Genomic DNA, 22795 nt, shown 5'->3' on the forward strand with positions numbered 1-22795 from the left:
CACAGCGGCCGGTGGGAGCGGGCTTGCCCCGCGCTAGTTTTTACTCGTAACGCAGCGCGTAAGCCGGCTCCACCTGCGAAGCCCGATAGGCCGGGTACAGGGTCGCCAGGAAGCTCATCACCAAACCAGCGCTGCAGATCAGCGCCACATCGCCCCATTGCAGTTCCGATGGCAGGCTGCTGATGAAGTACACGTCAGAGGTAAAGATGTGTTGCCCGCTGACTCGCTCCAGCCAACCGACAATCTGACTGACATTGAGCGCAGCAATCACGCCGAGCACGCCACCAATCAAGGTACCGACAATACCGATCAAGGTGCCCTGCACCATGAAGGTACCCATGATCTGCGCAGGCGTCGCACCAATGGTGCGCAGGATGGCGATGTCCGCTCCCTTGTCATTGACCACCATGATCAGCGTGGCAATGATGTTGAACGCTGCCACGGCGATGATCATCAGCAGCAACAGGCCGATCATGGTCTTTTCCATTTTCATGGCACTGAACAGGCTGCCCTGGGTGTGCGACCAGTCGTCTGCGCGGTACTGTCCGCCCAGGTCTGCCGCGATGGCTTTGGACACCTGCGGCGCGCTGTACAGATCCTGGAGTTTCAGTCGCACGCCCTGCACCTGGCCGGGCTGCCAGCGCTGCATTTGCGCTGCGTCGGCCATATGGATGTAGGCCATCGAGCCGTCCAGCTCGGCGCCCACCTTGAACACGCCCGCCACCGTCAAGCGCTGCATGCGTGGCGTGATACCGCCTGGTGCGCTGCTCACTTCCGGCACAATCAGGGTCAGCTTGTCACCGACGTTCAAGCGAAAACGCCGGGCGCTGATCTCGCCGATCACCACGCCGAACTCCCCAGGTTTTAACGCCTGCAGGCTGCCCTGGACAATGTGCTGGGCAACGATCGAAACCTTGCCCTCCTCCACCGGGTCGATACCACTGACCTGAATCGGCTGCATCGCCCCCTTGTAAGACAGCATGCCTTCCATTTCGGTAAGCGGCGCCACTGCCAGCACTTGCGGGTTTTTCAGGGCCGCATCCGCTGCCGGACGCCAATCATCCAAGGGCTTCACACCGAGAATACTGGCATGCGGCACCATGCCGAGAATTCGCGCGCTCATCTCGCGCTGGAAACCGTTCATCACCGACAACACCACGATCATCGCCAGCACGCCCAGCGACAGGCCGATCATCGAGGTCATGGAGATGAACGAGATGAAATGGTTGCGGCGCTTGGCGCGCGTGTAGCGTGCGCCGATGAAAATTGACAAGGGTCTGAACATGAACGAAAGCACCCAGGTAAAAAAAAGGAACACGGGGCCCGCCATTGCTGACGGGCACGCGGCTCAGTCAGGTCAGATCGGCACCAGGTGCCCGTCATCCAAGCGCAACACACGGTCCATCTGACGTGCCAGGTTGAGGTCATGGGTGACCACCAGGAACGCAGTTTGCGAGGACTGGCTCAGCTCCTGCATCAGGTCCTGGATGCCTTGAGCGGTGTGATGGTCAAGGTTGCCGGTAGGCTCATCGAGCATCACCAGCCCCGGACGATTGACCAAGGCCCGGGCAATTGCCACACGCTGACGCTCGCCACCGGACAGCTCAGCCGGTTTGTGATTCAGACGATGGCTCAAACCTACGCGTTTGAGCAGCGCTTCGGCACGCTCACGGGCCTCGGGGATCGGGGTACGACCGATCAACAACGGCATGCACACGTTTTCCAGCGCGGTGAACTCTGGCAACAAGTGATGAAACTGGTAAACGAAGCCCAATGCACGGTTGCGCAGCAAACCGCGGGCGCGTTCGCCGAGGGCCGACAGCTCCTCGCCGGCCAGCCAGACACTGCCCTCGGTCGGCGTGTCGAGACCGCCAAGCAGGTTGAGCAAAGTACTTTTACCCGACCCCGAACTGCCGACAATAGCCACCCGCTCACCCGGGTGCAGCTCCAACTGCAGACCGGACAACACTTGTACCGACTCCGGGCCTTCCTCGTAGGATTTGCCCAGGTTGCGGCAACTCAGCACTGCTTGATTACTCATGCCCAACTCACTCATAACGTAGCGCCTCCGCAGGCTGGGTGCGTGCCGCACGCCAGGCCGGATACAGGGTGGCGAGGAAACTCAGGACCAATGCCGCACCGCATACCATCCACACATCCTCGGCCATGACCTGGGACGGCAGGTAGTCGATGAAGTAGACGTCGGCATTGAGGAACTTGTGGCCGATCAGGCGCTCGAGCCCGGCGATGGCAGCGCTGACGTTCAGCGCTGCGGCAATACCGACAACGCCGCCGATCAAGGTACCGACCACACCGATTACGGTGCCCTGGACCATGAAAATCGCCATGATCTGCCCTGGAGTCGCCCCCAGGGTACGCAAGATGGCAATGTCGCCCTTCTTGTCGTTGACCACCATCACCAGGGTGGAAATGATGTTGAAGGCCGCCACCGCCACAATCAGCAGCAACAGCAGGCCGATCATGGCCTTCTCCATGCGGATCGCCTGGTAGAGGTTGCCGTGGGTACGGGTCCAGTCGCGGGCGTAGAACTCTTGTTCACCCAGCTTCTGGGCGATATCCCAGGCCACGCGTGGCGCCTGGAACAGGTCGTCGAACTTCAGGCGCAGGCCCTGAACCTGATCAGCTTTCCAGCGGTGCAGGCGCGACAGGTCGGAGAGGTTGGTGAGGCCCAGGTAGCCGTCGATTTCACCGGCACCGACGTGAAAGATGCCAACCACGGTAAATCGCTTCATGCGTGGGAACATCCCCGCCGGGGTGACGGTGACCTCTGGAGCCACGAAGGTGAGTTTGTCGCCGATACCCACACCCAGCTTGGCTGCGGCCTTGTCACCGATCATGATGCCGAACTCGCCCGGCGCCAGCGCATCGAGCTGACCTTCGCGGATGAAGTTGTCGATGATCGAGACTTGCCGTTCCTGGGCCGGATCGATGCCGTTGAGCAGCACCTTCTGCACCTTGCCCTCATGGGTCAGCAGCCCCTGCATCTGGGTAAACGGCGCCACCGCCACAACCCGGGGGTTCTGCTTTACTTGATTGGCAAGGGCTGGCCAGTCGTTGATCGGCTGGCCGCTTTCCAGTGTGGCATGGGGCACCATGCCCAATACCCGGGTACGCATTTCATGATCGAAACCGTTCATGACCGACAACACCACGATCATCACCACCACGCCCAGGGCGAGGCCGATCATCGAAGTCAGGGAAATGAACGAGACAAAGTGGTTACGGCGCTTGGCACGGGTGTAACGCGTACCGATGAATACGAAGAGAGGTCTGAACATGTCGGGGCTTGTTCGGATGAAAGAGGAACGTCCTTGTGGCGGGGCTTGAATAGCAGCTTTACACTCAGACCACCGCCGCTACCATGGGTTCGCCATGTCGACATTAGATGAAGAAGATCGCCGCGAATACTACCGTATCGAGGACCGGATCGCACTGGAAATTCGCCCGCTGAGTACTGCTGCAGCCCTTGGCCCAGACTTGTTGCAAGATGATTCACCACTTTTCAACCTCCTGAGCGAGCTGCACCTGAGTGAGTTCGAGTCTCAGCACCTGCTGCGCCAGCTCAGCGACAAAGATCGCACCCTCGCCGCTTTCCTCAAGGCTCAGAACAAACGCATCGACCTGCTGAGCGCTGTAGTCGCACAAACCCTGCTCGGGCAGATCAGCGCCCCACAAGCGGTGGTGTTGTCCGAAGGCGGTATCGAGTTCAATCAAGCCGAGCCGCTGGCCGCAGACGCGCGAGTGGCGGTGAAGATGGTGTTGATGCCACAAGCGCTTGGCCTGTTGCTGCGTGCCAGAGTCACCCATTGCGACCGCCAGCCTGATGGCCTGTACGAAATCGGCACTGAGTTCATCGACATGACCGACGCCCAGCGTCAGTTGCTGGCGCGCTATATCCTGCAACGCCAGGCGCAGCAACGGCGCCAGGCGCTGGAGCAGAACACCCCGAGCGCATCTTGAGTCTCCCTATTTTTTGAAGGAACAACCGTGACCCAGATTTACGGCCACCGTGGCGCCAAGGGCGAAGCCCCCGAAAATACCCTGACCAGCTTCCAGCAGTGTCTCAAGCACGGCGTGCGCCGTTGCGAGTTGGACCTGCACCTGTCAGCCGACAACGAGCTGATGGTTATCCACGACCCTACCCTCAAACGCACCACCGGCCGACGCGGCAAAGTGGCCGAGCACATGGCGGCCGACCTGGTCACTTACGATGCACGCAAGGGTGGCCCGGGCTGGGTATCGCACAGCCCCATTCCTCGCCTTGAAGAGCTGTTCCAGAAATGCGATTTCGATCACTGGCAGCTTGAGGTCAAAAGCGCCTCACGTACCCGTGCTGTCACCACAGTGCTGGCGATTCGCGAGATGGCCCAGCAATTCGGCCTGCTCGATAAGATCACCATCACCTCCAGCTCGCGGGAAGTGCTGGGCGCAGCCCTTGAGCTGACACCGGATATTTCTCGGGGACTGGTTGCCGAATACGCTTGGCTCGACCCACTGAAGGTCGCCCAGAACTATGGCTGCAATCTGCTGGCGTTGAACTGGACACTGTGCACCCCTGAGCGCCTGATCAAGGCCCAGCGTCAGGGTTTGCACGTGTCGGTGTGGACGGTCAACGAACCGGCGCTGATGCGCAGGCTCGCTGACTTCGGCGTAGACAGCCTGATTACAGACTTTCCCGGTTTGGCCAGCGCCACCCTCGAGAATCGCTGAAATCGGTCTCCCCGGCCGGCTCAGGCCACCGGCCGGAGCCGCTCAAAAAAGCCGGTTGAGGCCGTCGTAGGCCGCTACCCGATAGGCTTCAGCCATGGTCGGGTAGTTGAAGGTGGTGTTGACGAAATACTTCAGGGAATTGCGCTCACCCGGCTGATCCATGATCGCCTGGCCGATGTGAACAATCTCCGAAGCCTGGTAGCCGAAACAATGTACGCCGAGGATTTCCAGGGTTTCACGGTGGAACAGAATCTTCAGCATGCCCTGCGGCTCGCCGGCAATTTGCGCACGCGCCATACCTTTGAAGAAGGCCTTGCCAACCTCGTAAGGCACCTTGGCCTGGGTCAGCTCCTGCTCGTTCTTGCCGATCGAGCTGATCTCCGGAATGGTGTAGATACCGGTCGGTACGTCATTGACGAAGCGCCAGCTACCGTTGTCGACAATGCTGCCAGCCGCCGAACGACCTTGGTCGTGAGCCGCACTGGCCAGGCTTGGCCAGCCGATCACATCACCGGCGCCATAGATGTTCGGCACCTGGGTACGGTAGTTTTCGTCGACTTCGATCTGGCCACGGCTGTTGACCTTGATGCCGATGTTTTCCAGGCCCAGCTTGTCGGTGTTGCCAGTACGGCCGTTACACCAGAGCAAGGCGTCGGCCTTGATCTTCTTGCCCGACTTCAGGTGCAGGATCACGCCGTTATCCAGACCCTCAACCCGCTCGTACTCTTCGTTATGGCGAACGGTGATGTTGTTGTTGCTGAAGTGGTAGCTCAACGCCTGGGAAATTTCCGAGTCGAGGAAACTCAGCAACTGGCCACGGTTATCGACCAATTCGACCAGCACACCCAGACCACTGAAGATCGAGGCGTATTCGCAGCCGATCACGCCTGCGCCGTAAACGATCAGTTTGCGCGGGGTGTGGCCGAGGCTGAGGATGGTGTCGCTATCGTAGATCCGCGGATGGTGGAAATCGATATCGGCCGGGCGGTACGGGCGTGAACCCGTGGCGATGATGATGTGCTTGGCAACCAGTTTCTCGACCACACCATTGGCGCAGACCACTTCAACGGTCTGCTCGTCGGCGAAGCTGCCAGTACCGAAGAATACATCGACGCGGTTGCGCGCGTAGTAACCGGTGCGCGAAGCCACTTGCTTGGCAATGACTTTCTCGGCGCTTTTAAGCACGTCAGGGAACGAGAACCAGCGCGGTTCACCAATGGCCCGGAACATCGGGTTGGTGTTGAACTGCATGATCTGGCGTACCGAGTGACGCAGGGCCTTGGACGGGATGGTGCCCAGGTGGGTGCAGTTACCGCCGACCTGACGACGGCTATCGACCATCGCTACCTTGCGTCCTGCTTTGGCAGCATTCATTGCCGCCCCTTCTCCTGCGGGGCCGGAACCCAGCACCACTACGTCGTAGTTGTAGACAGCCATGCGTACTCCTTTAGAACAGGCCCGGTCGCCACATTGGCGAGCGGGGCTAGATCATGTCGCCAGCGGCGCCATGAAAAAATTCGGGTGCAGTCTAATCAAGCTTGAACGCCGCGCACATTAACCCTTGGTCGCGTCGTAGGCTAATTTTCTCTGCACTACATGTATTTATCGCGGGGCAAGCCCGCTCCCACCGGTCTGTGTAGGAGCGGGCTTGCCCCGCGAAGCCTTTTCACTCCACCACCTGAGCAAACGCCGGCGTGCTCCGAGAAGCGAAACCATCCGCGACCCGGGTCACAAACACTGCGGCGATCCCATGCTGCAGAGCAAAGTCCCAGCCCTGCTCCGGCCCAAGGATCAACAACAAGGTGGAGTACCCATCCGCCATCAGCGTTGATCGATCAAACACTGTGACTGCCGCCAGGTTGTGCTTCACCGGTCGCCCCAGGCGCGCATCAAAGGTGTGCGAATAGCGCTGGCCATTCTCCTCGAAATAATTGCGATAGTCACCGGAGGTCGAAACGCCGAAGCCATCGACAACCACCATTTGCTGGACAATCTGGCGATCATCGCGGGGTAATTCCAAGGCGACTTTCCAACCGTGGCCATCGGGCTTGCGCCCCACTGCCTTCAGCTCACCAGTGACGTCGACCAGTAAATCCGCGATGCCCAGGGCTTTAAGCCGCTCAACCAGCACGTCCACTGCGTACCCGGCAGCAATGCTGTTGAAGTCCACAGCCACCGGCGCATCCTTGCACAGCTGCTCACCGGCTATGCGCAAATGCCCATGCCCGACACGCAGCCGCGCCCTGGCCAGCGCCTGCGCATCGGGCACTTTTTCCAGCCGCGACTGCGGACCGAACCCCCACAGGTCCAGCAACGGCTCCACGGTCAGGTCAAAAGCACCGGCGCTTTCCTGTGACAACTGCTCACCCACGCGCACCAGTTCCAATACATCGGCAGACATGCGCTGACAGCTGTTGGCGGGCAATCGGTTGAAGGTCTCTATCTGCGAGTCACCGCGATAGGTGGAGAAGTGTTTGTCGATACCTTCAAGCACAGCCTCCACTTCACGCTTGACCTGCTCTGGCGCAGGCCCTTGAGGTGTACGCACGTACTGCACGGTGTAGCTGCTGCCCATGGTCGGGCCACTGATGCGCTCCAGCGATGCACCCTGATCACAGCCCAGCAGACTCGCCAACACAGCTACCAGCAACGCATTGCGCATCCTTCCTCCTGGAATGTTCAGGCAAAAAAAACGGGAACCCTGAGGTTCCCGTTTTTCACAACCAAGACAAGCTTAGCGTGGGAAAGCTGGCGGGTTTACACCGGCCATGTCTTCCATCACGCGCACTACCTGGCAGCTGTAACCGAATTCGTTGTCGTACCAAACGTACAGGACAACGCGGTTATCGTTGCAGATGGTGGCTTCGGCATCGACCACACCGGCGTGGCGCGAACCGACGAAGTCAGTGGAGACCACTTCCTGGGAGCTCACGTAGTCGATCTGCTTGTGCAGATCCGAGTGCATGGCCATCTGGCGCAGGTACTCGTTGATCTCGTCGCGAGAGGTGGCTTTTTCCAGGTTCAGGTTCAGGATGGCCATCGACACGTTCGGCGTAGGAACACGAATCGCGTTACCGGTCAGCTTGCCCTTGAGCACTGGCAGCGCCTTGGCGGCTGCGGTGGCAGCACCGGTTTCGGTGATAACCATGTTCAGCGGCGCGGCACGGCCACGACGGCTGCCCTTGTGGAAGTTGTCGATCAGGTTCTGGTCGTTGGTGAACGAGTGAACGGTTTCAACGTGACCGTTGACGATGCCGAACTTGTCGTTCACAGCCTTGAGCACCGGCACAATGGCGTTGGTGGTGCACGAAGCGGCCGAGATGATCTTGTCGTCAGCGCTGATGTCGCCGTGGTTGATACCGTGAACGATGTTCTTCAGCGCGCCTTTGCCAGGAGCGGTGAGGATCACGCGAGCGGCGCCCGGGCAGGCCAGGTGCTGACCCAGACCGTCGGCATCACGCCATACACCAGTGTTATCGACGACCAGAGCGTTTTCAATGCCGTACTGGGTGTAGTCGACTTCGCTTGGGTTCTTGGCGTAGATAACCTGGATCAGGTTGCCGTTGGCGGTGATGGTGTTGTTGGCTTCGTCGATGGTGATGGTGCCATCGAACGGGCCGTGAACCGAGTCACGACGCAGCAGGCTGGCACGCTTGACCAGATCGTTCTCGGCGCCTTTGCGCACAACGATGGCACGCAGACGCAGGCCGTCGCCACCACCGGTTTTCTCGATCAGGATGCGCGCCAGCAGGCGGCCGATACGACCAAAACCGTAGAGAACAACGTCGGTGCCTTTACGCGCCGAAGCGTTCTGCTGACCAACCACTTCAGCCATTTCTTCACGCACGAACTGCTCGGCGCTACGACCGTTGCCTTCTTGCTTGAATTTGTTGGCCAGCTTGCCCAGGTCGACCGAAGCGGCGCCCAGCTTCAGCTCGCTCATCGCTTTGAGCAGCGGGAATGTCTCGTGGACAGAGAGTTCGGTTTCGTCGGTTTGGCGATGACGAGCAAAGCGGTGTGCTTTGAGGATCGAGATCACCGAGCGGTTGATCAGGCTGCGGCCATAGATCGAGCTCACCACATTGTTATTGCGGTAGAGCTGACCGATAAGCGGGATCATCGCTTCTGCAAGTGCTTCACGATCAATCCACTCACCAAGACACTGGTCGGGCTTCTGAGTCACGGGAACCTTCCACATGTAGGGACAGAAAAAAGGGGCTACATTATGACGCCCCGCAGCCCATCGAGCAATGAGCGCCTGTCGCCACTCTGTCACTACATGCAAATAGGCAGCGCAAACCTGACAGCACGGGCCTCTGCCCGGTACAATTGGCGTCTTTGTCGCAACGCTTGGAGCTCGACCTCCCGTGCCTGTTCTGCGTCTACCGCACCTGCCGGCCACTGCCGGCAAACAAACCTGGGGCAACCTGCCGGGCGCTGCCCTGAGCCTGGCCATTGCCGAAGCCGCCAGCGCCGCCAAGCGCTTTACCCTGCTGCTGACCGCCGACAGCCAGAGCGCTGACCGGCTGGAGCAGGAACTGCGCTTTTTCGCACCTGACCTGCCGGTACTGCCGTTCCCCGACTGGGAAACCCTGCCCTATGACCTGTTCTCGCCGCACCAGGACATTATCTCGCAGCGGATCGCCAGCCTGTACCGGCTGCCAGAGCTTGATCACGGCATTCTTGTGGTGCCGATTACCACCGCCCTGCATCGACTGGCACCTACTCGTTTCCTGCTGGGCAGCAGCCTGGTGCTGGACATCGGCCAGAAGCTTGACGTCGAGCAGATGCGCCTGCGCCTGGAAGCCAGTGGCTACCGCTGCGTCGACACGGTGTACGAACACGGCGAATTCGCTGTGCGCGGCGCGCTGATCGACCTGTTCCCCATGGGCAGCAAACTGCCCTACCGGATCGACCTGTTCGACGACGAAATCGAAACCCTGCGCACCTTCGACCCGGAAACCCAGCGCTCGATCGACAAGGTCGACTCCGTGCGGCTGCTGCCGGCCCGCGAGTTTCCGCTGCAGAAAGAAGCGGTCACGCAGTTCAAGGCACGTTTTCGCGAACGTTTTGACGTCGACTTCCGTCGCTGCTCAATCTTCCAGGACCTGTCGAGCGGTATTACGCCCGCCGGCATCGAGTATTACCTGCCACTGTTCTTTGAAGACACCTCGACCCTGTTCGACTACCTGCCACAAGACACCCAGGTATTTTCGCTGCCGGGTGTCGAGCAGGCAGCCGAACACTTCTGGAACGATGTACGCAATCGCTATGAAGAGCGGCGCATTGACCTGTCGCGCCCGATACTGCCTCCCGCCGAACTGTTCCTGCCGGTGGAAGACTGCTTTGCCCGCCTTAAAAGCTGGCCGCGGGTGGTCGTCAGCCAGGACGATGTCGACAGCGGCGTCGGCCGTGAACGCTTCCCCGCTCAGCCACTGCCAAGCCTGGCCATCGAAGCCAAAGCCAATCAGCCGCTGGCGGCCCTCTCGGGTTTTCTCGACCAATTCCCGGGGCGCGTACTGTTCACTGCCGAGTCGGCAGGCCGGCGTGAAGTCCTGCTGGAATTGCTCGAACGCCTGAAGCTACGACCACAAACCGTCGACAGCTGGAGCGCTTTCGTTGCTGGCAAGGAGCGCCTGGCGATCACCATCGCGCCGCTCGATGAAGGCCTTCTGCTGGACGACCCGGCCATTGCCCTGGTCGCCGAAAGCCCGCTGTTCGGGCAACGGGTCATGCAGCGCCGCCGTCGCGACAAGCGCAGCGATGCCAACAACGATGCCGTGATCAAGAACCTCACCGAGCTGCGCGAAGGCGCGCCGGTGGTGCATATCGACCACGGCGTAGGCCGCTACCTGGGCCTGGCGACCCTGGAAATCGACAACCAGGCAGCTGAGTTCCTGACTCTGGAATACGCCGAAGGCGCCAAACTCTACGTGCCGGTGGCCAACCTGCACTTGATCGCCCGTTACACCGGCAGCGATGACGCCCTGGCACCGCTGCACCGGCTCGGCTCCGAAGCCTGGCAAAAAGCCAAGCGCAAAGCCGCCGAACAGGTACGCGACGTGGCCGCCGAGCTGCTCGACATCTATGCCCGGCGCGCCGCTCGCAAAGGTTATGCCTTTGCCGACCCGGCGGTGGACTACGCCACCTTCAGCGCCGGCTTCCCGTTCGAAGAAACGCCCGACCAGCAAAGCGCCATCGAAGTAGTGCGCGAAGACATGCTGGCCGCCAAGCCAATGGACCGCCTGGTGTGTGGCGACGTCGGCTTCGGCAAAACGGAAGTGGCCATGCGTGCGGCCTTCATTGCCGTGCATGGCGGTCGTCAGGTGGCCATTCTGGTTCCGACCACCCTGCTCGCCCAGCAACACTACAACAGCTTCCGCGACCGCTTCGCCGACTGGCCGGTGACCGTAGAAGTGATGAGCCGCTTCAAGTCGCCCAAGGAAGTGGCTGCAGCTGTCGCCGACCTGGCCGAGGGCAAGATCGATATCGTCATCGGGACCCACAAGCTGCTACAGGACGACGTCAAGATCAAAGACCTTGGTCTGGTGATTATCGACGAAGAACACCGCTTTGGCGTGCGTCAGAAAGAACAGCTCAAGGCTCTGCGCAGTGAGGTGGACATCCTCACCCTGACCGCCACCCCGATTCCGCGCACCCTGAACATGGCCGTGGCGGGCATGCGTGATCTGTCGATCATCGCCACTCCGCCCGCCCGCCGCCTGTCGGTGCGCACCTTCGTCATGGAACAGAACAAGAGCACGGTCAAAGAAGCACTGTTGCGTGAACTGCTGCGTGGCGGCCAGGTGTATTACCTGCACAACGACGTGAAGAGCATCGAAAAATGCGCTGCCGACCTTGCCGAACTGGTGCCTGAGGCGCGTATCGGCATCGGCCACGGGCAGATGCGCGAACGCGAGCTCGAACAGGTAATGAGCGACTTCTACCACAAGCGTTTTAACGTGCTGATCGCCTCGACCATCATCGAAACCGGTATCGACGTACCCAGCGCCAACACCATCATCATCGAGCGTGCCGACAAGTTCGGTCTGGCCCAGTTGCACCAGTTGCGCGGTCGTGTCGGGCGCAGTCACCACCAGGCGTACGCTTACCTGCTCACACCGCCCCGCCAGCAAATTACCCCGGATGCTGAAAAGCGCCTGGAAGCGATTGCCAATACCCAAGACCTGGGCGCCGGCTTCGTACTGGCCACCAACGACCTGGAAATCCGTGGTGCCGGCGAACTGCTCGGCGAAGGTCAGAGCGGCCAGATCCAGGCAGTTGGCTTTACCCTGTACATGGAAATGCTTGAGCGTGCGGTCAAGGCCATCCGCAAAGGCACTCAGCCGAACCTCGATCAGCCGCTGGGCGGCGGCCCAGAGATCAATCTGCGCCTGCCTGCGTTGATTCCCGAAGATTACCTGCCGGATGTGCATGCGCGCCTGATCCTGTACAAGCGCATCGCCTCAGCGGTAGACGAAGACGGCCTCAAAGACCTGCAAGTGGAAATGATCGACCGCTTTGGGCTGCTGCCGGAACCAACCAAAAACCTGGTGCGCTTGACCTTGCTCAAGCTGCAAGCGGAAAAGCTTGGCATCAAGAAAGTCGATGCTGGCCCCAACGGCGGCAAGATCGAGTTCGAGGCCGAGACCCCAGTCGATCCACTGGTGCTGATCAAACTGATCCAGGGTCAGCCCAAGCGCTACAAATTCGAAGGCGCCACCCAGTTCAAATTCATGGTGCCGATGGAGCGCCCGGAAGAACGCTTCAATAACCTCGAGGCGCTGTTCGAGCGCCTGACCCCACAATCTGCGTGAAGGAAAACCCATGCGTGCCATTCGCTGCCTGACCCTGCTGCTGGCGTTGTTCACTCCAGCGGCGTTTGCCGAAGGCGTTTACCAGGTCGAAATGTTGCTGGTACGGCAGAACGCCGTACCCGCGATCACCAGCCAGTTTGCCCCGGAAGACTGGAGCAACGGCGCCCCGGCCATTGCCAAAGGCGACCTGCGCCAACCGGCAATGACCGATGAGGCAGCCAAGCTGAGCGCCGACAGCCAGTACACCGTGCTGCTGCACAAAGCCTGGAAACAGGATGCCGGCAGCGTTGCCATCAGTGACGGTAAAGAGCAGTTCGGGCACTTCCCCATCGAGGGCAACCTGAACCTGAAAGAAGAGCGTTTTATCAGCGTCGAGGCCAACGTCTGGGTCAACCAGTTCGATGGCAACGGTGCCGTCACCCAAAGCGAACAGCTCAAGCAGAGCAACAGCACGGTAAAAAATGGAGAACTGACCTTCCTTGACGGCGGCCACCTGGCCCTGCTGCTCAAGGTCAGCAAGCCCTGAAAATGCCCGAGCAACTGATTGACACCCTCCAGCCACAACCGCGGTTGTGGCTGGGCAGCATCGAATTCAGCGCCTTCGAACCGCGCAACGGGCGCATGCAGCGCCACATCCAGCACCGGGCAGCTCTGGCCTTCGGTTACGCCGGCGAGTACGTCTGCGGCACCAAGAACATTGCCATCATCAAACATGAAGCCGAACAAACGCTACGCATCCAGCGCCAGCCCGCCGCCGAGCGCAGCCTGCGCGACACGCTGCTGCGCCTGGGCTTCAAAATTGCTACACGCCAAAGCAAGGCACTGCCAGAAAGCGCCGGCGATCCGTTCGAGCTACCCAACGACAGTGCCTGGCTGCGCTTCGTCCTGAGCGAACTGCCGGCCCTGCGTGAACAAGGCTGGCAGATTGAGTTTGCCGATGACTTCGCCTTCGATCTGACCCCGGTAGACGACTGGTATGCGCAAATCCAGGAAGCACCGGAGCGTGACTGGTTCGACCTTGAGCTGGGTATTGTGGTCGATGGCGAGCGCCTGAGCCTGCTACCGATCCTGCTGAACTTGTTACGCACGCATCCTGAATTGCTCAACACCGCGCAATTGGCCAAGCGCCGCGAAGATGAGCAATTGCTGGTAACAATACCCGGCCACACCGGCGGCCGCCGCTCACTGCAAGTCGCCCTGCCTTATGGGCGACTGAAACCGGTGCTGGCCACCTTGGGGGATTTCTATCAACGCGAGCCGGGCGAAACCAGCCTGCGCCTGGCCACCCCTGACGCCACTCGCCTCAACGCCCTGCAGGAACTGCCGCTGAGCTGGCAAGGTGGCGACCGGGTGCGCAACCTGGCTGAACGCCTGCGCGACATCCGCCTACAACCGGCACACACCCCTGACGGCCTCAACGCTACCCTACGCAGCTATCAGCTCGAAGGCCTGAGCTGGATGCAGGCCCTGCGCGAGCTGGACGTTGGCGGCATCCTTGCCGATGACATGGGTTTGGGCAAAACCCTGCAAACCCTCGCCCACCTGCTCACCGAAAAAAATGCCGGGCGCCTGACTCGCCCCGCCATGGTGGTAATGCCCACCAGCCTGATCCCCAACTGGCAGGATGAGGCTGCGCGCTTTGCCCCCGGCTTGAAGGTGCTCGCCCTACAAGGCATTGGTCGGCGCAAGCACTTTGAGCAGTTGCAGGACTATGACCTGCTGCTGACCACCTATGCCCTGCTTCCCAAAGACCTCGAGCACTTCAAGGACTTGGTGTTCCACGTACTAATTCTCGACGAAGCGCAGTACATCAAGAGCCCAAGCAGCAAAGCCGCTCAGGCCGCCCGCCAGCTTGAAGCGCGCCAACGCCTGTGCCTGAGCGGCACGCCGCTGGAAAATCATCTGGGCGAACTGTGGTCGTTGTTTCATTTCCTGCTGCCGGGCTGGCTCGGCGATGCCAAGGCGTTCAACCGCGACTACCGGGTGCCCATCGAACGCCAGGGCAACGATGAGCGCTTGCAGCACCTCAATGCGCGAATCAAACCTTTCCTGCTCAGACGCACCAAAGAGCAGGTCGCCACCGAGCTGCCCGCCAAAACCGAGATGATCCACTGGGTCGAGCTCAGCGACGCCCAACGCGATGTCTACGAGACCATGCGCCTGGCCATGGATCAGAAAGTACGCGCCGAAATCACTCGCAAAGGTGTGGCCCGCAGCCAGATCATCATCCTTGAAGCCTTGCTCAAGCTGCGCCAGGTCTGCTGCGATTTGCGCCTGGTCAACAGCCAGGCCTCAACGGCCCGCAGCGCCCATTCCGGCAAGCTCGCCAGCCTGATGGAAATGCTTGAAGAGCTGCTCGCCGAAGGACGTCGCGTCTTGCTGTTTTCGCAATTCACCAGCATGTTGCGACTGATTGAGGCCGAGCTGCAGCAACGCGCCATTGCCTATGCACTGCTGACCGGTGAGACCCGTGATCGCCGGGCACCGGTGCAAGACTTCCAGAGCGGACGCTTACAGATCTTCCTCATCAGCCTCAAAGCCGGTGGAGTTGGCCTGAACCTGACCGCCGCCGACACGGTGATCCACTTCGACCCTTGGTGGAACCCAGCCGCGGAAAACCAGGCCACCGACCGCGCGTATCGCATCGGCCAGGAAAAGCCAGTGTTCGTTTACAAGCTGATTACCCGTGGCACGGTGGAGGAAAAGATTCAGCAACTGCAGCAGGAGAAGTCGGCATTGGCTGCTGGAGTGCTGGATGGCAGACAAGCAGGAGACTGGCGGTTGGCGGCAGAGGATATCGATGCCTTGTTTGCGCCGTTGCCTGGGAAGCGCAAAGCGTCGAAAACAGGTTGAAAGCGTCGCGGGGCAAGCCCGCTCCCACCGACCTCCGTGGGAGCAGGCTTGCCCCGCGAACTCAATCGACCAACTGCGCTTCTTTCAACGCGCCCAGTGCTTCCAACCAGCGCGGCTGCTGACGGTAATCGGTACGCGCAAAGCCCTGCCCGCGCATGCGAGCAATACGTGGCGACGGCTTGACCTTCAAGCGTTGCGCTGCGGTCAACGCCAGCTCAGCTGATGCGCGGTCGTTGCACACCAGCCCCATGTCACAACCGGCACTCAATGCCGCTTCGATACGGTTGGCAGCATCACCCACCACATGAGCACCGGCCATCGACAGGTCATCGCTGAAAATTACGCCGTCAAAGCCCAACTCACCGCGCAGGATGTCTTGCAGCCAGCGACGCGAGAAACCTGCCGGCTGGTTGTCGATTTGTGGATAAATCACATGCGCCGGCATCACCGCAGCCAATTGGCCACTCAGGCGTGTAAAAGGCACCAGGTCGGCAGCGCGTATCTGCTCCAGGCTGCGCTCGTCGGTCGGGATTGCAACGTGAGAGTCCGCTTCAGCCCAACCATGCCCTGGGAAGTGTTTGCCGCACGCGGCCATACCAGCGGCGTTCATGCCACGAATAAACGCACCGGCCAATGCAGTGGCCCGCTGCGGATCACCCTCAAAGGCTCGGCTACCAACCACCGCACTGCGCTGGTGATCCAGGTCCAGAACCGGGGCAAAACTCAGGTCCAGGCCCACCGCCAACACTTCTGTGGCCATCAGCCAACCGCACTGCTCGGCCAGGTACTCGGCGTTGTCGTTGTCGGCAATCGCGCGCATCGCCGGCAGGCGCACAAAGCCCTGACGCAGACGCTGGACCCGACCACCCTCCTGATCCACTGCCAGGATCAGGTCAGGGCGGATGGCGCGGATCGAGGCAGTCAGCTCTCGTACCTGACGCGGGCATTCGATGTTGCGAGCAAAAATGATCAGTCCGGCCACTTCGGGCTGGCGCAACAGCTGGCGATCTTCAGCGGTCAGCCAGGTACCGGCGACATCCACCATCAACGAGCCTTGCAGGCTGGCACTCATATTTGATCCTTCAGTTCAGGGGCGTATTGGCCCATTGAGGGCACGCGGCATGTTCGATCCGCACCTGACAATGCAGCGGCACCCGATCAAACAGGTGCAACAGGTCAGCATTGCGCAGGCGCACGCAGCCATGGGACAACGGAACGCCCATAGGTTCGCAATCGGGCGTACCGTGCAGATAAATGTAACGACGGAAAGTGTCGACCTCCCCCATGCGATTCACACCGAGCTCGCAACCACTGAGCCAAAGGATACGGCTGAGGATCCAGTCGCGACCGGGGTACTGCAGATGCAGGGAAGGCGTCCAGATTTCGCCCGTCCAACGCCGGCCACGCAGCACGGCACCTTGCGGCAGATCGCCGCCGATCTTCGCTCGCACCTGATGCAAGCCGCGAGGCGTACAGCCGGAGCCATTACGCTCTCCCGCTCCCTTCACAGCAGTGGACACCGGCAGGCGCAGGCACAGCTGCCCCTGGGCAAATCCATAGAGGCATTGATCGGCAAGGGAAATGTGCAGCAGATCCAGACTGGGCATAGGCGCTAGCTTAGCCGATGCGGCCCGCCGCGCCCAGCCATGACCTCACGCCTTGGCAGCGGCCGTTGTACTCGACGATTTACTGCGCGGGCGCAGCTGCGCTGCGGCCATGGCTTCATCGGTGACACCGCTGTCGGCGCGCATGCCCGCAGCGAGGAATGGCACCATCAGGCGCATGACCTGCTCGATCGAGGTATTGACGCCGAAATCGGTCTCGGCAATGGCCCGCAAGGCCTTGATACCGGACATGCTGAACGCCGCAGCACCGAGCATGAAATGCACACGCCAGAACAGTTCAATGGGCGGAATACGGGGAGCGGCTTCGTTGACCAGCAACATATAACGACGGAACACCTTGCCGTACATGTCTTCCAGGTAACGACGCAAATGCCCCTGGCTCTGGCTGAACGCCAGGCCCAACAGACGCATGAAGATGGACAAGTCGTTGCCGCTACGAGGCTGTACCGCCAACGCCTGCTCGACCAGGATTTCCAATAGCTCTTCAAGGCTAGGCTTGTGCTCAGGGCGCGCCTGACGACGCTCCAGCTCGCGCTCGAGGCTTGTGCAGAACGGGCCGAGGAAGCGTGAGAAGACCGCCTGGATCAGCGCCTTCTTGGAACCGAAATGGTAATTCACCGCCGCCAGGTTGACGCCGGCCTTGCTGGTGATCAGCCGCAATGAGGTTTCGGCAAAACCTTTTTCCGCGAACAACTGCTCGGCAGCATCGAGAATGCGTTCAACGGTTTCCGACTGCGCCATGACTACTCCGCCTGACAAACACGTGTTTGAAACATACGTTTTAAAGTAGTGATTTGTCAAGCCTGCACAGCCGTTTTGCGTCCGGGCAGTCAGCTATTAAAACACAGCCACAGGCCGCAAGCTGCAAGCACTTCACACCTGGCACCACTCTTTCTTGCCGCTAGACGCTTGCAGCTTGCCATCTACTGTATATAATTCCAGTCACTGTATAAAAAGACAGAGCGATCGACATGCTAAAACTGACGCCACGCCAAGCTGAGATTCTGGCTTTTATCAAACGCTGCCTGGAAGACAACGGCTTCCCGCCTACCCGTGCGGAAATTGCCCAGGAGCTGGGCTTCAAGTCGCCCAACGCCGCCGAAGAACACCTCAAGGCCCTCGCGCGCAAGGGCGCCATCGAGATGACCCCTGGCGCCTCGCGCGGCATTCGCATCCCAGGCCTTGAAGCCAAGGCTGAAGAAAGCGGCCTGCCGATCATTGGCCGCGTTGCGGCCGGTGCTCCGATCCTTGCCCAGCAGCACATCGAAGAGTCCTGCAACATCAACCCGGCCTTCTTTCACCCCCGGGCCGACTACCTGCTACGCGTTAACGGCATGAGCATGAAAGACGTCGGCATTGTCGATGGCGACCTGCTCGCCGTCCATACCTGCCGCGAAGCCCGTAATGGCCAGATCGTCGTCGCCCGCCTGGGTGACGAGGTGACGGTCAAGCGCTTCAAGCGAGAAGGCAGCAAGGTCTGGCTGATTGCTGAAAACCCCGAGTTCGCCCCCATCGAAGTCAACCTGAAAGAACAGGAGCTGGTGATCGAGGGCTTGAGTGTCGGCGTTATTCGTCGATAAAAGGAGGCGTCATGCAGTTCCCCCATGCACCACAGCAAGCACAATTGCCCCTGTTCGAAGCGTTCCTGGCCCAGCCTGTGCTGCCCGGACTGAAAACCAGCAAACCTGCACCGCACCCTGGCGCAGCTCAGGTTTTCAGCGAACTGTCCTTGCGTGGCGCGTTGGGCAGCTGCCAGAGCCTGCTGGCCCCCATGCTGCGCGAACTGAGTGAATTGAGCGAAGAGCAGGACGAGCGCTGGCTAACGCTGATCGCCCCGCCGGCCAGCCTGACTCAGGCATGGTTACGTGATGCCGGCCTTAACCGCGAACGCATCCTGCTGCTGCATCCACGCGGCAACCAGAGCGCACTGCAATTGGCCTGTGAAGCCTTACGCCTGGGCCGCAGCCATACTGTGGTCAGCTGGTTGAATACGGTCAACAGCAGCACCCGCCAGCAATTGAGCAATGCGGCACGCGCGGGAGATGCACAAAGCCTGAACATCCGCCTTGGCTGATATCCAGGATCGCTATCGGTAGGTTTTGTCAGGCTTCCTCAGGACGAGGAAGCCACGCAGCACGATCAATGCAGAACGCGCGGCCCGTCGTCTCGCTCGATTTCACCTTCCACCAGCTTGCCAGCCATCTGCACACCAACACTGAGCATGGCCTTGGCCACCTCAACATGTTGACCCTGCAGAAAGGCCTTGGCGTCCTCGGAGAAATCCAGGGTTACCAGGGAGCCTTCGTCCTCGGCACGGCGCAACTCGATCCGGCCATCAGGCAACTCGACAATTTCTAAAAAGGACGTTGGCATAAGGGGCTGCTCTCCACGAAAGGCGGCTATTGTACCAGCGAGTGCCTCAATCAGCACTCACTCAGGCCTTCACGAAAACGAACCGTCAAACCTTTAAGGTTCTGCCGCCAGCTCTCCAGCTCTTCCCGCGAAAGCGGCTGCGCTTCAGCCTCATCAAGGCTTACCGCCTGAATCAACGGCTGGGTGACGTCAGTTTTCGGTGCCTTTTTCGCGACCGGCGGTCGGAATAAATCGGCATAAGCTCCGAGCAGTTGCGCCAACCAGGTCTCACGCTGCTCAGCCAGCTCAACCAATTCGGCCATTTCTGGAATGGCAACTGCGTCCAGCACTTCCCGGGTCAGCAACAGTTCTGCGCGCGGCGCCCCTGCCTGCGGCAAGCGGTAGAAACCGGCTATTTCGTGACAAAGCCCCAGCAATGCACCGTAGAGGTGAAACAGCGCCGATTCACGCTCGGCCTGGATCAGCGCCTGAGCATTCATGGCCCGACTCTCTTGTGCCTTGCCCATGGCGTCAAGCGCCAGGCCTGCGAAGTAAATCTTCTGGTTGGTACGGGTGTAGAGTTCCTGGGCCATCTGGGTGCCCTCCGAAAGGCTGCAAGGCGGTCTGTGAATTTACACCATTGCGGGCGTTAAAAGCATCGCGGGGCAAGCCCGCTCCTACAGGTAGGAGCGGGCTTGCCCCGCGATTACATCAATACAGCGCTATCAACGCTTGTCTTCAACCTTCCAGGCATTGCCGTCGTAGAAGGCGCGCCAGCCCGTCGGCTTACCCTCAACCTCGGTCTGCACGTACTGCTCCTTGGTTTTGCGGCTGTAGCGAATCACCGCCGGGCGACCTTCCGGATCCTTCTTCGGCGCTTCACAGAGGAAGTGATACTTCGGATCGATTTCGTCCTTGTGCGGAATAATCTCGATCACCAACGGTGCGCGGGTTTCACGGTTTTTCGGGAACTGGCTGGCGGCCAGGAACAACCCCGAAGCACCATCACGCAGCACGTAGGTGTCATTGACCTTCTCGCACTTGAGCTCCGGCATCTTCACCGCGTCCATCTTCGGTGGTGCTGCCTCACCGCTTTTCAGCAGCTTGCGGGTGTTCTTGCATTCAGCGTTGGTGCAGCCGAAGAACTTACCGAAACGACCGGTTTTAAGCTGCATTTCACTACCGCACTTGTCGCACTCCAGGCTCGGCCCTTCGTAACCCTTGATGCGGTAGCTGCCCTCTTCGATTTCATAGCCGGTGCAATCCGGGTTGTTACCACAGATATGCAGCTTGTGTTTTTCGTCGAGCAAGTACGCATCCATTGCCGTGGAGCAAATCGGGCAGCGGTGCTTGTTGAGCAGCACGCGCGATTCCGACTCACCTTCGTCATCGGCGGCAATTTCGTCACCCGGCACCAGGTTTACCGTGGCCTTGCAGCGCTCTTTGGGTGGCAGGCTGTACCCCGAGCAACCGAGGAACACACCGGTGGAAGCGGTACGAATCATCATCGGCCGCCCGCAATCCTTGCACGGAATGTTGGTGAGGGTCGGCTGGTTGGCACGCATGCCCTTCTCGCCGTCTTCAGCAAGCTTGAGCTTGCTGCTGAAGTCGCCGTAGAACTCGTCGAGCACGTTCTTCCAGTCGCGTTCACCTTGGGCGACATCGTCGAGGTTCTCTTCCATGCCGGCGGTGAAGCCGTAGTCCATCAGGTTGGAGAAGCTTTCGGACAGGCGCTCAGTGACGATATCGCCCATCTTTTCCGAATAGAACCGACGGTTGTGCAAGGTCACGTAGCCGCGATCCTGGATCGTCGAAATAATCGCTGCGTACGTGGAAGGCCGACCGATACCACGCTTTTCCATTTCCTTGACCAGGCTAGCCTCGGAGTAACGCGCAGGCGGCTTGGTAAAGTGCTGGCTTGGGTCGAGCGCGATCAGCTTGAGCACTTCACCCTGGTTCATTTCCGGCAAAACGTCGTCATCACCCGGCTTGCTCTGCTGTGGCAGTACACGGGTGTAACCATCGAACTTGAGGATACGACCCTTGGCACGCAGCTCGAAATCGCCCGCAGTGACGCTGACGGTGGTCGACAGGTACTGTGCGGGTGGCATCTGGCAAGCGAGGAACTGACGCCAGATCAGCTCGTACAGGCGCTCGGCATCGCGCTCCATACCACTGAGCTTGGTCGGGTGAGTGTTGACGTCGGAAGGACGAATCGCTTCGTGCGCCTCCTGAGCACCCTCCTTGCTGCCGTAGACAATCGGCGATTCTGGCAGGTACTTCTTGCCAAACTCGCTCTCAATGTAGCTACGGGCCATTTCCACGGCGTCTGCCGACAGGTTGGTCGAGTCGGTACGCATATAGGTGATGTAGCCCGCTTCGTACAGACGCTGAGCCATCATCATGGTCTTCTTTACCCCGAAGCCCAGGCGATTGCTCGCCGCCTGCTGCAAGGTAGAGGTAATGAACGGTGCCGACGGCTTGCTGCTGGTCGGGCGGTCTTCACGCTTGGCAACGGTGAAGCTGGAAGACTTGAGCTTCTCCAGCGCGGCCATGGCCTGCGCTTCGTTGAGCGGCTTGAAGGCGTCGCCCTTCTCCCGGGACACTTCGAAGCGTACTTTGGCGTCCTTGGCAGTGCCCAGGTCGGCGTGCACTTCCCAGTACTCTTCCGGGATGAACGCGCGAATCTCACGCTCACGCTCAACCACCAGCTTCACCGCAACCGATTGCACACGACCGGCAGACAAGCCACGGGCGATTTTGGCCCACAGCAGCGGCGAGACCATGTAGCCCACTACTCGGTCGAGGAAGCGACGGGCCTGCTGGGCATTGACCCGATCAATGTCCAGTTCACCCGGCTGAGAAAAGGCCTCCTGGATGGCCTTCTTGGTAATTTCGTTGAACACCACACGCTTGTAGCGGCTGTCGTCACCACCAATGGCCTCGCGCAGGTGCCAGGCGATGGCTTCCCCCTCGCGATCCAAGTCGGTTGCGAGATAGATGGTGTCGGCATCTTTGGCCAGACGACGCAGTTCTTCGATGACCTTTTCCTTGCCTGGAAGGATCTCGTACTTGGCTTTCCAGCCGTGGTCCGGATCAACCCCCATGCGCGCAACCAGTTGCTTGCGGGCCTTTTCTTTGGGCGACAGGGCTGGTGCCTCGCCTGCAGCGGCTTTTCCGCGCTTGGCAGCAGGTTCCTTGCTGGCACTGGCCGAACCGCTGGTGGGCAGGTCGCGGATATGGCCGATACTCGACTTCACCACGTACTGGCTGCCCAGGTACTTGTTGATGGTCTTGGCCTTAGCCGGGGATTCCACAATGACCAGCGATTTGCCCATGGATCGGAAAATTCCTGAATACTGAAAATAAAAACACGGCAGGTACCTGACGCGGCACCGCTATATATAGTGGCAACAG

At 60.1% G+C, this 22795-nt stretch carries 19 protein-coding genes; 7 read left to right on the forward strand and 12 right to left on the reverse strand.

Annotated elements, in window-relative coordinates:
- Window positions 1–40 precede the first annotated feature (40 nt).
- The 3 genes from E1573_RS06770 to E1573_RS06780 form a co-directional block, all read right to left on the reverse strand.
- The gene (locus tag E1573_RS06770) at window positions 41–1285 is read right to left on the reverse strand and encodes a lipoprotein-releasing ABC transporter permease subunit (protein WP_133211882.1); all 1245 of its coding nucleotides are present in this window, start codon (window positions 1283–1285) and stop codon (window positions 41–43) included.
- A 72-nt stretch (window positions 1286–1357) separates the two neighbouring features.
- On the reverse strand, window positions 1358–2041 hold the full coding sequence (gene lolD, locus E1573_RS06775; RefSeq protein WP_177494567.1) for a lipoprotein-releasing ABC transporter ATP-binding protein LolD: 684 nt from the start codon (window positions 2039–2041) through the stop codon (window positions 1358–1360).
- A 7-nt stretch (window positions 2042–2048) separates the two neighbouring features.
- On the reverse strand, window positions 2049–3299 hold the full coding sequence (locus tag E1573_RS06780) for a lipoprotein-releasing ABC transporter permease subunit (protein WP_133211886.1): 1251 nt from the start codon (window positions 3297–3299) through the stop codon (window positions 2049–2051).
- Between the two features lie 94 nt (window positions 3300–3393).
- Here E1573_RS06780 and E1573_RS06785 point away from each other — a divergent pair, with 94 nt between their 5' ends.
- Both E1573_RS06785 and E1573_RS06790 read left to right on the forward strand, forming a co-directional pair.
- Entirely contained in the window at window positions 3394–3981 is a 588-nt protein-coding gene (locus E1573_RS06785; protein ID WP_133211888.1) for a PilZ domain-containing protein, read from the forward strand.
- Window positions 3982–4008: 27 nt separating this feature from the next.
- Window positions 4009–4731 (forward strand): glycerophosphodiester phosphodiesterase, encoded by a 723-nt coding sequence (locus tag E1573_RS06790; protein WP_133211890.1) that lies wholly within the window; start codon window positions 4009–4011, stop codon window positions 4729–4731.
- Between the two features lie 42 nt (window positions 4732–4773).
- Here E1573_RS06790 and sthA read toward each other — a convergent pair whose 3' ends face one another.
- From sthA to E1573_RS06805, 3 genes are all read right to left on the reverse strand, one after another.
- Complete coding sequence (gene sthA / locus E1573_RS06795; protein WP_133211892.1) at window positions 4774–6168, reverse strand: Si-specific NAD(P)(+) transhydrogenase; 1395 nt, start codon at window positions 6166–6168, stop codon at window positions 4774–4776.
- Window positions 6169–6397: 229 nt separating this feature from the next.
- Window positions 6398–7393, reverse strand: a complete 996-nt coding sequence (locus E1573_RS06800) for an FAD:protein FMN transferase (RefSeq protein WP_133211894.1) — start codon at window positions 7391–7393, stop codon at window positions 6398–6400.
- Between the two features lie 72 nt (window positions 7394–7465).
- Window positions 7466–8929 (reverse strand): glyceraldehyde-3-phosphate dehydrogenase, encoded by a 1464-nt coding sequence (locus tag E1573_RS06805; RefSeq protein ID WP_133211896.1) that lies wholly within the window; start codon window positions 8927–8929, stop codon window positions 7466–7468.
- Window positions 8930–9098: 169 nt separating this feature from the next.
- Here E1573_RS06805 and mfd point away from each other — a divergent pair, with 169 nt between their 5' ends.
- Genes mfd through E1573_RS06820 form a run of 3 tightly spaced genes read left to right on the forward strand, consistent with a single transcriptional unit; the run spans window position 9099 to window position 15401 of the window.
- Window positions 9099–12548, forward strand: coding sequence for a transcription-repair coupling factor (gene mfd, locus E1573_RS06810; protein ID WP_133211898.1), 3450 nt, complete (start codon window positions 9099–9101; stop codon window positions 12546–12548).
- Window positions 12549–12558: 10 nt separating this feature from the next.
- On the forward strand, window positions 12559–13074 hold the full coding sequence (locus E1573_RS06815) for a CsiV family protein (protein WP_133211900.1): 516 nt from the start codon (window positions 12559–12561) through the stop codon (window positions 13072–13074).
- Window positions 13075–13076: 2 nt separating this feature from the next.
- A complete protein-coding gene (locus tag E1573_RS06820; RefSeq protein WP_133211902.1) occupies window positions 13077–15401 on the forward strand; it encodes a DEAD/DEAH box helicase in 2325 nt (774 codons plus the stop codon).
- Between the two features lie 61 nt (window positions 15402–15462).
- Here the strand turns inward: E1573_RS06820 and nagZ are convergent, their stop codons facing one another.
- Genes nagZ through E1573_RS06835 form a run of 3 tightly spaced genes read right to left on the reverse strand, consistent with a single transcriptional unit; the run spans window position 15463 to window position 17767 of the window.
- Window positions 15463–16461, reverse strand: coding sequence for a beta-N-acetylhexosaminidase (gene nagZ / locus E1573_RS06825; protein WP_177494569.1), 999 nt, complete (start codon window positions 16459–16461; stop codon window positions 15463–15465).
- 22 nt (window positions 16462–16483) lie between these two features.
- Window positions 16484–17008, reverse strand: coding sequence for a L,D-transpeptidase (locus tag E1573_RS06830; protein WP_133211906.1), 525 nt, complete (start codon window positions 17006–17008; stop codon window positions 16484–16486).
- A gap of 45 nt (window positions 17009–17053) precedes the next feature.
- Entirely contained in the window at window positions 17054–17767 is a 714-nt protein-coding gene (locus E1573_RS06835) for a TetR/AcrR family transcriptional regulator (protein ID WP_133211908.1), read from the reverse strand.
- Window positions 17768–17997: 230 nt separating this feature from the next.
- Here E1573_RS06835 and lexA point away from each other — a divergent pair, with 230 nt between their 5' ends.
- On the forward strand, window positions 17998–18606 hold the full coding sequence (lexA, locus tag E1573_RS06840) for a transcriptional repressor LexA (protein WP_133211910.1): 609 nt from the start codon (window positions 17998–18000) through the stop codon (window positions 18604–18606).
- A gap of 11 nt (window positions 18607–18617) precedes the next feature.
- Window positions 18618–19100: an SOS-induced cell division inhibitor SulA gene (sulA, locus tag E1573_RS06845; RefSeq protein ID WP_133211912.1), complete on the forward strand. Its 483-nt coding sequence runs from the start codon at window positions 18618–18620 to the stop codon at window positions 19098–19100.
- A 65-nt stretch (window positions 19101–19165) separates the two neighbouring features.
- On the opposite strand, the gene E1573_RS06850 is transcribed toward sulA, so the two are convergent.
- The 3 genes from E1573_RS06850 to topA all read right to left on the reverse strand — a co-directional run bounded on the left by E1573_RS06850 (window position 19166) and on the right by topA (window position 22716).
- Window positions 19166–19399, reverse strand: a complete 234-nt coding sequence (locus tag E1573_RS06850) for a hypothetical protein (protein ID WP_045194907.1) — start codon at window positions 19397–19399, stop codon at window positions 19166–19168.
- 50 nt (window positions 19400–19449) lie between these two features.
- Window positions 19450–19971, reverse strand: coding sequence for a DUF6586 family protein (locus E1573_RS06855; protein ID WP_133211914.1), 522 nt, complete (start codon window positions 19969–19971; stop codon window positions 19450–19452).
- A gap of 132 nt (window positions 19972–20103) precedes the next feature.
- Window positions 20104–22716 carry a type I DNA topoisomerase gene (gene topA / locus E1573_RS06860; RefSeq protein ID WP_133211916.1) on the reverse strand — a complete coding sequence of 871 codons (2613 nt, stop codon included), beginning with the start codon at window positions 22714–22716 and terminating at the stop codon, window positions 20104–20106.
- Window positions 22717–22795 lie beyond the last annotated feature (79 nt).

Source organism: Pseudomonas sp. H9 (assembly GCF_004353925.1).
Classification (GTDB): domain Bacteria; phylum Pseudomonadota; class Gammaproteobacteria; order Pseudomonadales; family Pseudomonadaceae; genus Aquipseudomonas.

Bases quoted from the DNA above. Each gene is read 5' to 3' on its own strand.
- E1573_RS06785 (WP_133211888.1), top strand. From the start codon at position 3,394: ATGTCGACATTAGATGAAGAAGATCGCCGCGAATACTACCGTATCGAG.
- E1573_RS06835 (WP_133211908.1), bottom strand. From the start codon at position 17,767: ATGGCGCAGTCGGAAACCGTTGAACGCATTCTCGATGCTGCCGAGCAG.
- sulA (WP_133211912.1), top strand. From the start codon at position 18,618: ATGCAGTTCCCCCATGCACCACAGCAAGCACAATTGCCCCTGTTCGAA.
- sthA (WP_133211892.1), bottom strand. From the start codon at position 6,168: ATGGCTGTCTACAACTACGACGTAGTGGTGCTGGGTTCCGGCCCCGCA.
- E1573_RS06815 (WP_133211900.1), top strand. From the start codon at position 12,559: ATGCGTGCCATTCGCTGCCTGACCCTGCTGCTGGCGTTGTTCACTCCA.
- E1573_RS06850 (WP_045194907.1), bottom strand. From the start codon at position 19,399: ATGCCAACGTCCTTTTTAGAAATTGTCGAGTTGCCTGATGGCCGGATC.
- E1573_RS06820 (WP_133211902.1), top strand. From the start codon at position 13,077: ATGCCCGAGCAACTGATTGACACCCTCCAGCCACAACCGCGGTTGTGG.
- topA (WP_133211916.1), bottom strand. From the start codon at position 22,716: ATGGGCAAATCGCTGGTCATTGTGGAATCCCCGGCTAAGGCCAAGACC.
- E1573_RS06780 (WP_133211886.1), bottom strand. From the start codon at position 3,299: ATGTTCAGACCTCTCTTCGTATTCATCGGTACGCGTTACACCCGTGCC.
- E1573_RS06830 (WP_133211906.1), bottom strand. From the start codon at position 17,008: ATGCCCAGTCTGGATCTGCTGCACATTTCCCTTGCCGATCAATGCCTC.
- E1573_RS06805 (WP_133211896.1), bottom strand. From the start codon at position 8,929: ATGTGGAAGGTTCCCGTGACTCAGAAGCCCGACCAGTGTCTTGGTGAG.
- lolD (WP_177494567.1), bottom strand. From the start codon at position 2,041: ATGAGTAATCAAGCAGTGCTGAGTTGCCGCAACCTGGGCAAATCCTAC.
- lexA (WP_133211910.1), top strand. From the start codon at position 17,998: ATGCTAAAACTGACGCCACGCCAAGCTGAGATTCTGGCTTTTATCAAA.
- E1573_RS06800 (WP_133211894.1), bottom strand. From the start codon at position 7,393: ATGCGCAATGCGTTGCTGGTAGCTGTGTTGGCGAGTCTGCTGGGCTGT.
- E1573_RS06770 (WP_133211882.1), bottom strand. From the start codon at position 1,285: ATGTTCAGACCCTTGTCAATTTTCATCGGCGCACGCTACACGCGCGCC.
- E1573_RS06855 (WP_133211914.1), bottom strand. From the start codon at position 19,971: ATGGCCCAGGAACTCTACACCCGTACCAACCAGAAGATTTACTTCGCA.